At 72.9% G+C, this 14,722-nt stretch carries 12 protein-coding genes; 9 read left to right on the top strand and 3 right to left on the bottom strand.

Going from position 1 to position 14,722, the window contains the following annotated elements; all coding sequences use genetic code 11:
• The first annotated feature begins 12 nt into the window (after positions 1–12).
• The 3 genes from ADK41_RS33490 to nudC all read left to right on the top strand — a co-directional run bounded on the left by ADK41_RS33490 (position 13) and on the right by nudC (position 6,003).
• Positions 13–3,486, top strand: a complete 3,474-nt coding sequence (locus ADK41_RS33490) for an ATP-dependent DNA helicase (RefSeq protein ID WP_030835068.1) — start codon at positions 13–15, stop codon at positions 3,484–3,486.
• A gap of 10 nt (positions 3,487–3,496) precedes the next feature.
• Positions 3,497–4,909 carry a dipeptidase gene (locus ADK41_RS33485; protein ID WP_030835071.1) on the top strand — a complete coding sequence of 471 codons (1,413 nt, stop codon included), beginning with the start codon at positions 3,497–3,499 and terminating at the stop codon, positions 4,907–4,909.
• Between the two features lie 149 nt (positions 4,910–5,058).
• Positions 5,059–6,003: an NAD(+) diphosphatase gene (nudC, locus tag ADK41_RS33480; protein WP_030835075.1), complete on the top strand. Its 945-nt coding sequence runs from the start codon at positions 5,059–5,061 to the stop codon at positions 6,001–6,003.
• A 68-nt stretch (positions 6,004–6,071) separates the two neighbouring features.
• Here the strand turns inward: nudC and ADK41_RS33475 are convergent, their stop codons facing one another.
• A complete protein-coding gene (locus tag ADK41_RS33475; RefSeq protein ID WP_005312266.1) occupies positions 6,072–6,314 on the bottom strand; it encodes a mycoredoxin in 243 nt (80 codons plus the stop codon).
• 184 nt (positions 6,315–6,498) lie between these two features.
• On the opposite strand from ADK41_RS33475, the gene ADK41_RS33470 reads away from it, so the two are divergent.
• The 4 genes from ADK41_RS33470 to ADK41_RS33460 all read left to right on the top strand — a co-directional run bounded on the left by ADK41_RS33470 (position 6,499) and on the right by ADK41_RS33460 (position 10,040).
• Positions 6,499–8,706, top strand: a complete 2,208-nt coding sequence (locus tag ADK41_RS33470) for an ATP-dependent DNA helicase UvrD2 (RefSeq protein ID WP_199822421.1) — start codon at positions 6,499–6,501, stop codon at positions 8,704–8,706.
• 163 nt (positions 8,707–8,869) lie between these two features.
• On the top strand, positions 8,870–9,184 hold the full coding sequence (locus ADK41_RS40300) for a hypothetical protein (RefSeq protein WP_078662175.1): 315 nt from the start codon (positions 8,870–8,872) through the stop codon (positions 9,182–9,184).
• A 167-nt stretch (positions 9,185–9,351) separates the two neighbouring features.
• Positions 9,352–9,720: a WhiB family transcriptional regulator gene (locus ADK41_RS33465; RefSeq protein WP_030835084.1), complete on the top strand. Its 369-nt coding sequence runs from the start codon at positions 9,352–9,354 to the stop codon at positions 9,718–9,720.
• Complete coding sequence (locus tag ADK41_RS33460; protein WP_030835087.1) at positions 9,717–10,040, top strand: hypothetical protein; 324 nt, start codon at positions 9,717–9,719, stop codon at positions 10,038–10,040. The genes ADK41_RS33465 and ADK41_RS33460 overlap by 4 nt, the downstream gene beginning before the upstream one ends.
• Before the next feature lie 295 nt (positions 10,041–10,335).
• On the opposite strand, the gene ADK41_RS33455 is transcribed toward ADK41_RS33460, so the two are convergent.
• The gene (locus ADK41_RS33455) at positions 10,336–11,703 is read right to left on the bottom strand and encodes an ABC1 kinase family protein (RefSeq protein ID WP_030835090.1); all 1,368 of its coding nucleotides are present in this window, start codon (positions 11,701–11,703) and stop codon (positions 10,336–10,338) included.
• Positions 11,696–12,922 carry a TOMM precursor leader peptide-binding protein gene (locus ADK41_RS33450; RefSeq protein ID WP_030835093.1) on the bottom strand — a complete coding sequence of 409 codons (1,227 nt, stop codon included), beginning with the start codon at positions 12,920–12,922 and terminating at the stop codon, positions 11,696–11,698. Before ADK41_RS33450 ends, ADK41_RS33455 begins: the two co-directional genes overlap by 8 nt.
• A gap of 216 nt (positions 12,923–13,138) precedes the next feature.
• Here ADK41_RS33450 and ADK41_RS33445 point away from each other — a divergent pair, with 216 nt between their 5' ends.
• Positions 13,139–13,735 (top strand): M48 metallopeptidase family protein, encoded by a 597-nt coding sequence (locus tag ADK41_RS33445; protein ID WP_030835095.1) that lies wholly within the window; start codon positions 13,139–13,141, stop codon positions 13,733–13,735.
• Between the two features lie 136 nt (positions 13,736–13,871).
• A partial coding sequence (locus ADK41_RS33440; RefSeq protein ID WP_167353503.1) for a TerD family protein occupies positions 13,872–14,722 on the top strand: 851 nt, incomplete at its 3' end.

The raw sequence follows: 14,722 nt of genomic DNA, 5'->3' as shown, positions 1-14,722 counted from the left end.
TAGATTCTGCGTGTGCCCGCCCGTATCACCGATCCCGATCAGCTCAAGGAGCTCCTCGGCATCCCGTTCACCCCGGAGCAGACGGCCTGCATCACCGCGCCGCCCGCCCCGCAGGTGATCGTGGCCGGAGCCGGGTCGGGCAAGACCACGGTGATGGCGGCCCGCGTGGTGTGGCTGGTCGGCACCGGCCAGGTCGCCCCCGAACAGGTACTCGGTCTCACCTTCACCAACAAGGCCGCCGGCGAACTCGCCGAGCGCGTCCGCAAGGCGCTGATCAAGGCCGGCGTCACCGACCCGGATGCCATCGACCCGGACAACCCCCCGGGCGAGCCCGTGATCTCCACGTACCACGCCTTCGCCGGCCGCCTCCTGACCGACCACGGCCTGCGCGTCGGCCTCGAACCGACCTCCCGCCTCCTCGCCGACGCCACCCGCTACCAGCTCGCCGCGCGGGTCCTGCGCGAGGCCCCCGGCCTCTACCCGGCGCTCACCCGCTCCTTCCCCGACCTGGTCGGCGACCTCCTCACCCTCGACGGCGAGCTGGCCGAACACCTCGTACGGCCCGAGGACCTGCGCGCCCACGACGCCGAGCTGCTGCGCACCCTGGAGAGCACCAGACTCACCAACGCCGACCTGCGCAAGGTCCCCGAGGCGGCCGCCGCGCGGCGCGAGCTCGCCGCTCTCGTGCTGCGCTACCGGGCCGCCAAACGCGAACGCGACCTGCTCGACTTCGGCGACCAGATCGCCCTGTCCGCCCGGCTCGCCGCCCTCCCCGAGGTGGGCCGCGTCCTGCGCGACGAGTTCCGCGTGGTCCTCCTCGACGAGTACCAGGACACCTCCGTCGCCCAGCGGGTCCTGCTGGCCGGACTGTTCGGCGGCGGCACCGGCCACCCGGTGACCGCCGTCGGCGACCCCTGCCAGGCGATCTACGGCTGGCGCGGCGCCTCCGTCGCCAACCTCGACGACTTCCCCGAACACTTCCCCCACGCCGACGGCCGCCCCGCCACCCGCCAGTCGCTCAGCGAGAACCGCCGCAGCGGCGGCCGGCTGCTCGACCTGGCCAACGACCTCGCCGCACCCCTGCGCGCCATGCACGCGGGCGTGGAGGCCCTCCGCCCGGCCCCCGGCGCCGAACGCGACGGCACCGTCCGCTGCGCCCTGCTGCCCACCCACGCGGAGGAGATCGACTGGATCGCCGACTCCATCGCCCACCTCGTGAACACCGGCAGGGCGCCCGGCGAGATCGCCGTGCTGTGCCGCACGGCCGGCGACTTCGCCGAGATCCAGGGCGCCCTGGTCGCCAGGGACGTCCCCGTCGAGGTGGTCGGCCTGTCCGGGCTGCTGCACCTTCCCGAGATCGCCGATCTGGTCGCCGTCTGCGAGGTCCTCCAGGACCCCGGCGCCAACGCCTCCCTCGTACGGCTGCTGACCGGCCCGCGCTGGCGCATCGGCCCCCGGGACCTCGCCCTGCTGGGGCGGCGCGCACGACGGCTCGTCTCCCACGCGCGCGTGGACGGCGACGACGACCCCGACCGGCGGCTCGCCGAAGCCGTCGAGGGTGTCGACCCGGCCGAGGTGATCTCGCTCGCCGACGCCCTCGACACCTTCCTGGAGACACCCCTGGACGGCCGCGGGGACGACGACGGCCTGCCCTTCTCACCGGACGCGCGCGTGCGCTTCGCCCGCCTGGCCACCGAACTGCGCGACCTCCGCCGTTGCCTCGCCGACCCCCTCATGGACGTCCTGCACCGCGTCCTCGCCGTCACCGGCCTGGAGGTCGAACTCTCCGCGTCCCCGCACGCCCTGGCCGCCCGCCGGCGCGAGACCCTCTCCAACTTCCTCGACGTCGCCGCGTCCTTCGCCGCCGGCGACGGCGAGGCCACCCTGCTCGCCTTCCTCGGCTTCCTGCGCACCGCCGCCCAGTACGAGAAGGGCCTCGACAACGCGCTGCCCGGCGGCGAGAACACCGTCAAGGTCCTCACCGCGCACAAGTCCAAGGGCCTCGAATGGGACGTCGTCGCCGTCCCCGGACTGGTCACCGGCACCTTCCCCAGCAGCCAGGGCCGCGAGAAGTGGACCGCGCAGGGCAAGGTGCTGCCGCACCGACTGCGCGGCGACGCCGACACCCTGCCCGACGTCGAGTCCTGGGACTCCCGCGGCCTGAAGGCCTTCCACGAGGCCATGAAGGACCACCAGCACACCGAGGAACTCCGCCTCGGCTACGTCACCTTCACCCGCCCCCGCTCCCTGCTCCTCGGCTCCGGCCACTGGTGGGGGCCCAGCCAGAAGAAACCGCGCGGCCCCTCCGATTTCCTCCACGCCCTGCACGCGCACTGCGCCGCCGGACACGGCGAGATCGAGGCGTGGGCCGACGAGCCCGCCGAGGACGAGGAGAACCCCGCCCTGCACCGGGCCGACGACGACCAGGTGTGGCCCCTGCCCCTCGACGCCGCCGCCCTCACCCGCCGCCGCGCGGCCGCCGACACCGTCCTCGCCCACCTCCACCGCCTCGCCGCCGCCCCGGACGGCCCCGCCACGGCCGTACACGACCCCGACGCCCACGACGATCCGGACTGGCCGCCACCGCCCGACGACGAGGACCCCCTCCCCGAGGAGGACCCCTTCGCGGCCGCCGGCCCGGACGACTGGGACTCCTGGAGCACCGACCGCCCCACCGTCCCGCACCAGGCGACGCCGCCGGAGACCGCCGCGCACCCGAGCACCGCGGAGCCGGACCACCCACCGCGGCCCCGTCTCACCCCCGAGGAGGCCCGCACCGTCGCCTCCTGGGACCGCGACCTCGACGCCCTCACCGGAGAGCTCCTGCACACCCGCGCGAGCGTCACCGAGGTCCGCCTGCCCGCCTCGCTGACCGCCTCCGAGCTGCTGCGCCTGGCCGCCGACCCGGACGGCTTCGCCCGGGAACTGGCCCGCCCCATGCCCCGCCCCCCACAGCCCGCCGCGCGCCGCGGCACCCGCTTCCACGCCTGGATCGAGGCGCGCTTCGAGGAGCTGACGCTGCCCATGCTCGACCCGGACGAGCTGCCCGGCAGCGACGCCGAGATCGCCGACGAACGCGACCTGGAGACCCTCAAGGAGGCCTTCGAACGCACCGAGTACGCCCACCGCACCCCCCACCGGGTGGAAACCCCCTTCCAGCTGTCGATCGCCGGCCGCGTCGTCCGCGGCCGCATCGACGCCGTCTACAGGGAGGACGACGGGGACGGGACGACGTACGAGATCGTCGACTGGAAGACCGCCCGCGACCGCACCGCCGACCCGCTCCAGCTCGCCGTCTACCGGCTCGCCTGGGCCGAACAGCAGGGCGTCCCCCTGGAGAGCGTCACCGCCGCGTTCCTGTACGTACGCACCGGTGAGATCGTCCGCCCCGACCCCCTGCCCGGCCGCGCGGAACTGGAGCGACTGCTGCTCGGGGAGCCGTCCGGTGAGATACCGCACTCCGAGGACACCGGCGCGGGCCGATAGGCTCGAGGACATGAGCCAGCCCGTTGACACCGCCGTCAGCGCCGTCCGTACGTACATCGCACAGCACCGCGTCGCCTTCCTCGACGACCTCACCGAGTGGCTGCGCATCCCGTCCGTCTCGGCCCAGCCCGACCACGCGCCCGACGTGCGCCGCAGCGCCGACTGGCTCGCCGCCGAACTCAAGGAGACCGGCTTCCCGACCGCCGAGGTCTGGCCCACCCCCGGCGCCCCGGCCGTCTACGCCGAATGGCCCTCCGCCGACCCCGAGGCGCCCACCGTGCTGGTCTACGGCCACCACGACGTGCAGCCCGCGGCCCGCGAGGACGGCTGGGACAGCGAGCCCTTCGAACCCGTCGTCCGGGACGACCGCCTCTACGCGCGCGGTGCTGCCGACGACAAGGGCCAGGTGTTCTTCCACACCCTCGGTGTCCGGGCCCACCTCGCCGCCACCGGCCGCACCACCCCGGCCGTCCACCTGAAGCTGCTGATCGAGGGCGAGGAGGAATCCGGCTCCCCGCACTTCCGCGCGCTCGTCGAACAGCACGCGGACCGGCTCACCGCCGACGCCGTGATCGTCTCCGACACCGGCATGTGGTCCGAGGACACCCCCACCGTGTGCACCGGCATGCGCGGCCTCGCCGAGTGCGAGATCCGGCTCCACGGCCCCGACCAGGACATCCACTCCGGTTCCTTCGGGGGCGCGGTGCCCAACCCCGCCACCGCCGTCGCCCGCCTGGTGGCCGCCCTGCACGACGAGCACGCGCGCGTGGCGATCCCCGGCTTCTACGACGGTGTCGTCGAGCTCACCGACCGCGAACGCGAACTCTTCGCCGAGCTGCCCTTCGACGAGCGGCAGTGGCTGCGCACCGCCAAGTCCCACGGCACCCGGGGCGAAGCCGGATACAGCACCCTGGAGCGCGTCTGGGCCCGGCCCACCGCCGAGGTCAACGGCATCGGCGGCGGCTACCAGGGCCCCGGCAGCAAGACGATCATCCCGTCCTCCGCCATGGTGAAGCTCTCCTTCCGGCTCGTCGCCGGCCAGGATCCGGAGCGCGTGCGCGAGGCCGTCGAAGCCTGGGTGCCCGGACAGCTGCCCGACGGCATCCGCCACGAGATCTCCTTCAGCCCCGCCACCCGACCCTGCCTGACACCGCTGGACCACCCGGCCCTGCGGTCGGTGGTCCGCGCGATGGGCCGCGCCTTCGACCGGCCCGTCCGCTTCACCCGCGAGGGCGGCTCCGGACCGGCCGCCGACCTCCAGGACGTCCTCGGCGCACCGGTGCTGTTCCTCGGCATCTCCGTCCCGTCCGACGGCTGGCACGCCCCCAACGAGAAGGTCGACCTGGACCTGCTCCTCAAAGGCGTCGAGACCAGCGCGTACCTGTGGAGCGACCTCGCCGAGCACTGGCGGCACGCCCCCTGACCTCGCCCGCCGTCCGAACCGGACATCCGCGCGGGGCACACTGGAAGGGACCCGCCGCCGCGCCCCGCAGGACCCGGTCCCTCCCGCCGCACGTCCCGCCGAACCGCCCGCCGACCCAATCCGTTTCACCGGGGGAGTTGGAAGCACCCGTGACCACCTGGACCGACCACACCGCCGACCGTCCCATCTCGCTCACCGCCCCGAGCGGCATCGACCGCGCCGCCCACCACCGGCTCGACGAGGCATGGCTCGCCGCGGCGTGGAGCCACCCCTCGACCCGCTGCTTCGTGGTCTCCGGCGGCCAGGTCCTCATCGACGAGACGGCGGACGGGCGTACCGAACTCGTCATGACCCCGTCCTTCGAGGCCCCGCTCACCGAGGCCCACCGCTACTTCCTGGGCATCGACGACGAGGGCGTCAGCTACTTCGCCCTCCAGAAGGACTCCCTGCCCGGCCGCATGGACGACTCCGCCCGCCCGGCGGGCCTGCGCGAGGCGGGACTGCTCCTGTCGCAGCGCGAGGCCGGCCTGATGGTGCACGCGGTCGCCCTGGAGAACTGGCAACGGCTGCACCGCTTCTGCTCCCGCTGCGGAGAGCGCACCGTCATCGCCGCCGCCGGCCACATCCGCCGCTGCCCCGCCTGCGGCGCCGAGCACTACCCGCGCACCGACCCGGCGGTGATCATGGCCGTGGTCGACGACCAGGACCGCATCCTGCTCGGCCGCCAGGTCCACTGGCCCGAGGGCCGCTTCTCCACGCTCGCCGGATTCGTCGAGCCGGGGGAGTCCATCGAGCAGTCGGTACGCCGCGAGGTCCACGAGGAGGCCGGCATCGGCGTCGGCGAGGTCGAGTACGTCGCCAGCCAGCCCTGGCCCTTCCCGTCCAGCCTCATGCTGGGCTTCACCGCCCGCGCCACCTCGACCGAGATCAACGTGGACGGCGACGAGATCCACGAGGCCCGCTGGTTCTCCCGCGACGAGCTCGGCGCCGCCTTCGAGTCCGGCGAGGTGCTCCCGCCGTACGGCATCTCGATCGCGGCCCGCCTGATCGAGCGCTGGTACGGCAAGGACCTGCCGACCCGCAGCGCCTTCTGAACCGGGGCACGAAGAAGCGGGGTGGCCTCCTCCCGTTCGAGGAGGCCACCCCGCTCCGTGCGGACCGCTCAGACGCCGACCTTCTGCTTCACCTGGGCCAGCGACGGGTTGGTGAGCGTCGAACCGTCGGGGAAGAGGACCGTCGGCACCGTCTGGTTCCCGCCGTTCGCCTTCTCGACGAAGGCCGCGGACTCCGGGTCCTGCTCGATGTTGATCTCGGTGTACGCGATGCCCTCACGGTCCATCTGGCTCTTCAACCGACGGCAGTAGCCGCACCACGTGGTGCTGTACATCGTCACAGTGCCCTGCATGCCTCTCGCGCTCCTTCGACGGCTCGGGGAAGTCCTCGTCGTGGGGGGAACGTACGTGAAAGCGCAAGCATTCCCATGGGTGCCGTACGACTCCCACGTGATGCCCGCCGCATTGATACGACTGCGTGGCCCTCCCTGTGGACAACCGGCTCGCCCGTCTCCGGCGACCTGGCAGCATGGCTGTGTGACAGCAGCAACGCACTCCCCTCTCTTCCCACAGGTACCGGACTCGGCCGACGCGGTGCTCGAAGGGCTCGACCCCGAGCAGCGCGCCGTCGCCACCGCCCTGCAGGGCCCGGTGTGCGTGCTGGCGGGCGCCGGCACCGGCAAAACCCGGGCGATCACCCACCGGATCGCCTACGGGGTGCGTGCGGGCGTCCTCCAGCCCTCCAGCGTGCTCGCCGTCACCTTCACCAACCGCGCCGCCGGGGAGATGCGCGGCCGGCTGCGCCAGCTCGGCGCCGTCGGCGTCCAGGCCCGCACCTTCCACTCCGCGGCGCTGCGCCAGCTCCAGTACTTCTGGCCGAAAGCGATCGGCGGCTCCCTGCCCCGGCTCGTCGACCGCAAGATCCAGCTGGTCGCCGACGCGGCCGTCGCCTGCCGCATCCGGCTCGACCGGGGCGAGCTGCGGGACGTCACCGCGGAGATCGAATGGTCCAAGGTCACCCAGACCGTCCCGGCCGACTACGCGGCCGCCGCCGCCAAGGCCGGCCGGGAGTCCCCCCGTGACCCCGCCGAGATCGCCCAGCTCTACTCCGCCTACGAGGACCTCAAGCGCGAGCGCGCCGTCATCGACTTCGAGGACGTGCTGCTGCTGACCGTCGCCGTCCTGCAGGACCGGCACGACATCGCCGAACAGGTCCGCGCCCAGTACCAGCACTTCGTCGTCGACGAGTACCAGGACGTCAGCCCGCTCCAGCAGCGCCTGCTGGAACTGTGGCTCGGCGAGCGGGAGAACCTGTGCGTGGTCGGCGACGCCAGCCAGACGATCTATTCGTTCACGGGCGCAACCCCCGACCATCTGCTCGACTTCCGCACCCGTCATCCCGGGGCCACCGTCGTCAAGCTGGTCCGCGACTACCGCTCGACCCCCCAGGTCGTCCGCCTGGCGAACGGCCTGCTCACCCAGGCCCGTGGCCGGGCCGCCGAGCACCGGCTGGAACTGATCTCCCAGCGCGCCGCGGGGGCCGAGCCGGTCTTCACCGAGTACACCGACGAACCGGCCGAGGCGGAGGGCGCCGCACGCCGCATCCGCGAGCTGATCGACGCGGGGGTCCCGGCGAGTGAGATCGCCGTCCTGTTCCGGACGAACGCCCAGTCCGAGACCTACGAGCAGGCTCTGGCCGACGCCGGCGTGCCCTACCAGCTACGGGGCGCCGAGCGGTTCTTCGACCGGCCCGAGGTGCGCAAGGCCGGCATCGCCCTGCGCGGCGCGGCCCGCTTCGGCGGCAACGACCCCCTCCTCGACGACGCCCCCGACCTGCCCTCCCAGGTGCGCGCCGTGCTCTCGGGCGAGGGCTGGACGACCCAGCCGCCGGCCGGTTCCGGAGCGGTCCGGGAACGCTGGGAGTCACTGGCGGCGCTGGTGCACCTCGCCCAGGACTTCGCCGCCGCCAGACCCGGCGCCACCCTCGCCGACCTCGTCGCCGAACTCGACGAGCGGGCCGGCGCCCAGCACGCCCCGACCGTGCAGGGCGTCACCCTCGCCTCTCTGCACTCGGCCAAGGGCCTGGAGTGGGACGCCGTCTTCCTGGTCGGTGTCGCCGAGGGCATGATGCCGATCACCTACGCAAAGACCGACGAGCAGATCGAGGAGGAGCGCCGCCTCCTCTATGTCGGTGTCACCCGCGCCCGTGAGCGCCTCCATCTCTCCTGGGCGCTCTCCCGTTCACCCGGCAGTCGGCCGAACCGGCGTCCCAGCCGCTTCCTGCACGGGCTGCGCCCCGGCTCGCATGCCGCTGCGGGCCGTGGCGGGGCGGTCGGCGCGGGAGGTGTGGAGCGCGGCTCGTTCGGGGCGGCGTCCGCCTCGGTCGTCCCGGGGCCGAGGCGAGGACAGCGCAGTCCCGCCCGCTGCCGGGTGTGCGGCCGCACGCTGACCGACGCGGGCGAGATGAAGCTGATGCGCTGTGAGGACTGCCCCACCGACATGGACGAGGGTCTGTACGAGCGGCTCCGTGAGTGGCGCGCCGTCCAGGCGGGGCGCAGTGGGCAGCCGGCCTTCTGCGTCTTCACCGACAAGACGCTGATGGCCATCGCCGAGACGGTCCCCGACGACGAGCACGCGCTGGCCAGGATCCCGGGGGTGGGGATGCGCAAGCTGGGCCGCTACGGAGCCGATGTTCTGGCCATCTGCGCAGGCCGTGACATCGACGAGGAACGGGATCAGGACTGATCCGAACTCGTCGGAAAAATAGTTTGCGCATGCCCCGGCAATCCCCATAGGTTCTTAGGCACGGGGACGGCAGCCTTCTCCAAGGCCCTGACTCCGTGTTGTACTTGCATATCCGCGGACTGGCTCATCCCAGTCCCCTAGACGCCGAGAGGAGGCGAGTCCAGTGATCAGCATCAACACCAGCTCCGTCGTCAAACTGACCGATCGCTCGGCCGTCTCCCTGTGCATGCTCGGCGCCTCGAACCAGGGCACCGGTCTGTCCGGCATTCGTGCCGCGCGTCTGGTGTCCTCCCACGCTCCCGCGGCTCCTGCCGTCCGTGAGCGCGATGAGCGACCGACCGAGGCACTGGAAGCGGTAGTGGCACAGGCGAAGGCCTATGCCTTTGCGGCAGCCGGTGCCGGATTCCGGAAGCGGACGACGCAGCACCACCTGATGTGGGCCTTCCGTGGGCCAGAACCCTGGAGTGATCCAGCCTGATGTGATCAGGCCGGCGCCTTCAGGGCCGCGGAACCCCATCCGGGATCCGCGGCCCTTCTGTTTTCCCTCAAGCGGGGAGAGCGAAGCGCCTCGGGGCAAGAAAAGAGCCCGGTACCAGCCGCCACCCGGCCAACAGGCCGGAAACGACCAGACGAGGAAGACGAACCGTGCAACTCGAAGCGCACGTCCCGTCCGTACCGCCTTCCGACACGATCCCCAAGCCCGGCTCCACGGAGGACCCGACCTTGACTCCGCTCACCGCGCTCACCGCGCTCGACGACGCCATCGAGAACCTCGGCGTACCCGTCCCGTGCCGTTCCTACGACCCGGAGGTCTTCTTCGCGGAGTCGCCGGCGGACGTCGAGTACGCCAAGTCCCTCTGCCGCACCTGCCCGCTGATGGAGGCCTGCCTCGCCGGCGCCAAGGAGCGGCGTGAGCCCTGGGGTGTCTGGGGTGGCGAGCTGTTCGTCCAGGGAGTCGTCGTCGCCCGCAAGCGGCCGCGTGGCCGCCCGCGCAAGAACCCGGTCACGGCATGAACACCCCAGGAACGATCGACCGCCCCCTCACGCACGACCCCCAGAAGCAGGCCCCGATGATGCCGTCCACTCACGAGCCCGCAGGCTCCGCGACCGAAGACTTCACCACCAGCGGTGCGAACGACTCGCGCCAGAACAGGACCCGAGAGATGCAACTCATTCCAGAAGCCCTGGCCCGTGCGCATATGCACGAGCGACTGCAGGAGGCGCAGCGGGAGCGCCAGGCCGTGCGCCTGGTGACCGCTCGCCGGATGCAGCGCCGGGCCGAGCGCGCCTCCTGGCGCGCCCGCCGCGCGCTCGCCATGGCGGTCATGCAGTAACCGATCCCACCTGAGGCGGCGGCTCCCCACCAGAGGGGGCCCGGCTCTTTTCGCGGGGGCCGGTCCGTGTGAACGGGCCGGTCCCCGCGGTGCGTTGCGCGGGGCGAGCCGTCGGGAGCGGCGTTGTCGTCGCCGGGTGACGAGTCATCCCGGCGGCGGTGACGACGACGGCTGCGCGGCGGAGCCGGAGCCGCTGGTGTGCGCCCGGTGCGGCACCCGAGCCGAGAGACCGCAGCCGACCTGGACCTTCTCCGTGGAGGGCGGCGGCCGGCGTCCGCGGCGCTCGGCGTATCCGTCATGCCTGGGCGGCCGGCTCCTCCTCCACCGGTTCCTCCGGGAGGAAGTTCGGCAGCCACTCCTCCAGCTCCTCCCGCAGCCGCACCGTCGCGCTCAGCTGACAGAGCACGCCGATGGTGCTCAGGGTCACCCGGTGGATCAACAGGTAGGCCGGAGGGAGGTTGAGCTGCTTGGCGAGCTGGGAGGCGGGGGATCGGGGATCGGCTATCCGGGCCGCCTGGCTCCGCATCCAGCCGCGGGTGAAGGTGAACTCGTCGGCCCGGGCCGGCTCGATGATCGGCAGGAGGTAGTCGAGGACGGTGTCGGGGTCGAGTTCGACCGACTCCTTGACGAAGCCCTCGGCGCGGAGCATGTCGTAGACGGCCTCCGCCTCGCCGTCCAGCGTCATGCGCAGGGCCGCGCCGATGGGCTCGGGCAGCCCGCCCGGGAGGCGGTCCACGGTGCCGAAGTCCAGTACGCCCAGGCGCCAGTCGTCCTCGCCCTCCGGGCCGCCGGGCAGCAGACGGAAGTTTCCGGGATGCGGGTCGGCGTGCAGCAGACCGGTGCGGGCGGGGCCGGAGAACAGGAAGCGGGCCAGAAGCTGCCCGGCGCGGTCGCGCTGTGCCTCCGTGCCGTCCGAGATGATCTCCGACAGCGGTACGCCGTCCATCCACTCGGTGATCAGCACCTGCTCGCACTGATGGACCACGTCCGGCACGACGACGTCGGGGTCGCCGTCGAACTCCTCGGCGTGGGCCCGCTGGGCCTGGGCCTCCAGGCCGTAGTCCAGCTCCTCGGAGACCCTGTCCTTGAGCTCCGTGATCAGCGGCTTGACGTCCATGCCGGGGATGAGCGGGCCCAGCAGACGGGCGAAGCGGCTCAGCTGGTTCAGGTCGGACAGCAGGGCCTCGCCGGCGCCCGGGTACTGCACCTTGACCGCCACTTCGCGGCCGTCGTGCCACACCGCCCGGTGTACCTGGCCGATCGAGGCCGCGGCGGACGGCTTGTCCTCGAACTCCAGGAACAGCTCCTGCCAGCCCTCGCCCAGCCGCTCCGCCAGCACCGCGTGGACGGTACGGGTGGGCATCGGTGGTGCGGCCTCCTGCAGCTTGGTCAACGCCGCCCGGTAGGGACCGGCGACCTCCTCCGGCAGGGCCGACTCGAAGACCGACAGGGCCTGGCCGAACTTCATCGCGCCGCCCTTGAGCTCGCCGAGCACCTTGAACAGCTGCTCGGCGGTGCGCTGCTGGAGCTCACGGCCGACAAGCTCCGCGGACTCGCCCACGATCCGCTTGCCGAGCCCCCAGGTGGCCCGCCCGGCGAAGCCGAGCGGGAGCGCGGCCAGTTTGGCGGTCCGGGTGACCGCTTTCCGGGGAAGATCAGACATGCGCCCTCCAAGTCCCTGCCGGCCGCTTCGCGTCCGCCTTGCGGCGCCACTCCTCCGACGGCCCGTGCACGGCCATTGTCTCGTGCGACCCCCCGTCCCCGGGGGTGTGTTCTCCCTTACCTTTTTCCGGACCTTTGCGCGCGGCCCCGCACGAGCAGACCGGGTGCGGCCGGACCGGGCGCGCATGCCAGTGCAGGGCGGGGAGGGAGACCTCCCAGCGTGCGCCGGCGCTGGACGGGACCCGGCCGTCCAGGAAGGCGAGCGCGTGAGCGGCCGCCAGCCCGGCCACCGTCGTGGCCAGCGTCAGGTCGCAGGCGCCGACCCGGCGCTGCCGCCCGGAGCGCCACTGGGCGGCCAGGCGCGGCCAGACCGGGTCCCGGTCGGTGCGGTCCTGCTGGAGGCAGCCCGCACAGCCCGTCTCGCCGGGCAGGACCAGCGGGCCGACCACACCGGTCCCCTCCACGACACCGGCGTAGAGGTGGGGCGTGCCCGAGGACACGAGGGTTTCGGCGGCTCCCGGATCGGGTGCGTGCACGGCGACGTCGTCCCGCGGGGCGAGGACGACCAGGCCGAAGCCGGGGTCGCCTTCTTCGAGGGGGGACCGGTCGGTCCGGCGCGGCGGGCGGTCCGGGGCGGCCCGGCGCACCGCGCGGCGGGCCGCCTCGTCCCTGCGGTCGCCGAGGGCCTCGGCGGGCAGCCCGCCCGGTGTGACGTCCCACGGCTCGACCCGTCCGACGTCGCGCACGTCGACCTCGCCCACCCCGGCCCCCGACAACAGTGCCGCGAGGGCGGCGCCCACCCGGCCCGCGCCTCTCACCTGCACCCGCACACTGCGGCGCGCCGCCAGCCGGCGGAGCGGATCGCCCGGTGCGGAGGTGGTCAGGGCGAGGGACGCCAGGTCCGGACGGAGCCGGTCGAGCACCTCCGGTTTCTTCCGCAGGGCCTCGGCGGCCGGTCCGCCGCCCCGCGAGTCGTCCAGCAGCCCGGCCCGCGACAGCCGGCGCACCAGCCGGTCGACATGGCCCTCGGGCAGGTCCATGCGCCGTGATTCCTCCCGCAGGAGCTCCAGCCCGCGGGTGCCGTCGAGCAGGTCGAGGAAGCTGCCCGTGGCCGTGTCCACCGGGCTCAGCGTCAACGCGTGCGCCGGTGTCACCCCGAACTGCACGGTGTGGAGATCGCGCCATCCGCGCCGAAGCGCGGGCTTGACCATCGGATGCATGACAGGCCCCCGTATGTACCGGATCGTCCCCGTGGGGCGGGCGAGCCCTTCGCGGCTCGTCCGACGCATGCCAGCATGCCGGGACGGGACGAAGGCTGCCGAAAGTTGTCCACAGGCGGTGGAATTCATCGTACAAATCCGGCGCCCGATGGGGGGATCGCCGGGGAACCGTTCCGGAGCCAAGACTTCCCCGTGTGCAGCGGGTACCGTCGGGACGTGCCCGCCGACCCACTGCACCGCGCCGGAACGTCACAGCGCAGTACGACGAGCCAGCCGACGAGCGGCTCACGGGCGAGCGCGATCGAGGTCCGCAGGAGCGCCCGACGTCGCAGAACGGTCTCCGCGTACCGCGAGGGCGATCGCACGATCGTGCTCATCCCCGCCCGGATGTCCGAGGCGGAGGAGCAGCGCTGGGTGACCGTCATGCTCGACAAGCTGGCCGCCCAGGAGAGCAGGCGGACCCTCGGGGACACGGAGCTGGCCGAGCGCGCCCGGCGGCTGTCCGACCAGTACCTCGGCGGGCGGGCCAGACCCGTCTCGGTGCGCTGGGTCACCAACCAGAACACGCGCTGGGGCTCGTGCACCCCGTCCGAGGGAAGCATCCGGCTGTCGCACCGGCTGCAGGGCATGCCCGAGTACGTCGTCGACTACGTCCTCTGCCACGAGCTGGCACATCTGCTGGTGCCCGGGCACGGCCCGCGTTTCTGGCGGTTGCTGGAGGCGTATCCGAGGACCGAACGGGCCCGTGGTTATCTCGAAGGGGTGGTCGCGGCCGAGCGCCTGCCGCATGTACCGGGTGCGCATGGCGCGTGAGCACCGCCCGGGGTGAGCGCACCGTGAGCCCGCGCACGCGTTGTGTACCGGGTTTGTACCGACTTCGGCCGGTGTCCGTGTTTGCCGTTAGCCTGGCGCGACGCACTCACATTCGGGATGGGGGACGGTCGTACGCATGGCCAGGGAATTCCAACGCGGCCACAAGGCCAGGATCAGTGACCTCACGGCGGGGACGGATCTGTACGTAGGCGTGCAGATCTCCGGTCCGGGGCTGACCTTCGACATCAGCTGCTTCGGTCTCGACGCCGACGAACGGCTCTCCGACGACCGTTACTTCATCTTCTACAACCAGCCGAAGTCCCCCGAGGAGTCCGTTCAGCTCCTGGGCGCCCAGGCGGGCGACACAGAGTCGTTCCGCGTGACGCTGGACCGGATTCCGCAGCAGATCAGGAAGCTGTCCTTCACGGCGACCCTCGACGGTGCCGGGCAGATGTCGCAGGTCGGCCCCGGGTACATCCGTATCGTCGCGGGTGGCGAGGAAGTGGCCCGGTACCCGTTCAGCGGCTCGGAGTTCTCCACCGAGCGGGCCGTGATGCTGGGCGACTTCTACTTCAAGGACGTCTGGCGGTTCGCCGCCGTCGGACAGGGCTTCGACGGCGGGCTCGACGCGCTCCTGCGGAACTTCGGCGGCGAGGTGGCCGAGGACGAGCCGGCCGCCCCCCAGCAGCAGCCGGAGGCCGGCGGAGCCGTGCCCGGTTTCGCCCCGCCCGCCCAGGCCGCCGCGCCGCCCGCGTTCGGCGTGCCCGGCGGAGCCGCGCCCGCCCCCGCGCCTGCTCCGGCCCTCGCGCCCCAACCCGCCGCGCAGGGCTTCGCGCCGCCGCCGGCCCCCGCACCCGCCGTGCCGCCGGTGCACGCCGCGCCGACCATCGTCGCCCCCCTGCACACCCCGCCCGGCGATTCCCCCGCGCCACCCCCGCCCCCGCCCCCCTACGGCCGGCCCGGCCCCCAGCCGCCCCACCGCCAGCC

This window comes from Streptomyces caelestis (assembly GCF_001279005.1).
GTDB lineage: Bacteria > Actinomycetota > Actinomycetes > Streptomycetales > Streptomycetaceae > Streptomyces > Streptomyces heliomycini.
This window is presented reverse-complemented; position numbering and strand designations above follow the sequence as displayed.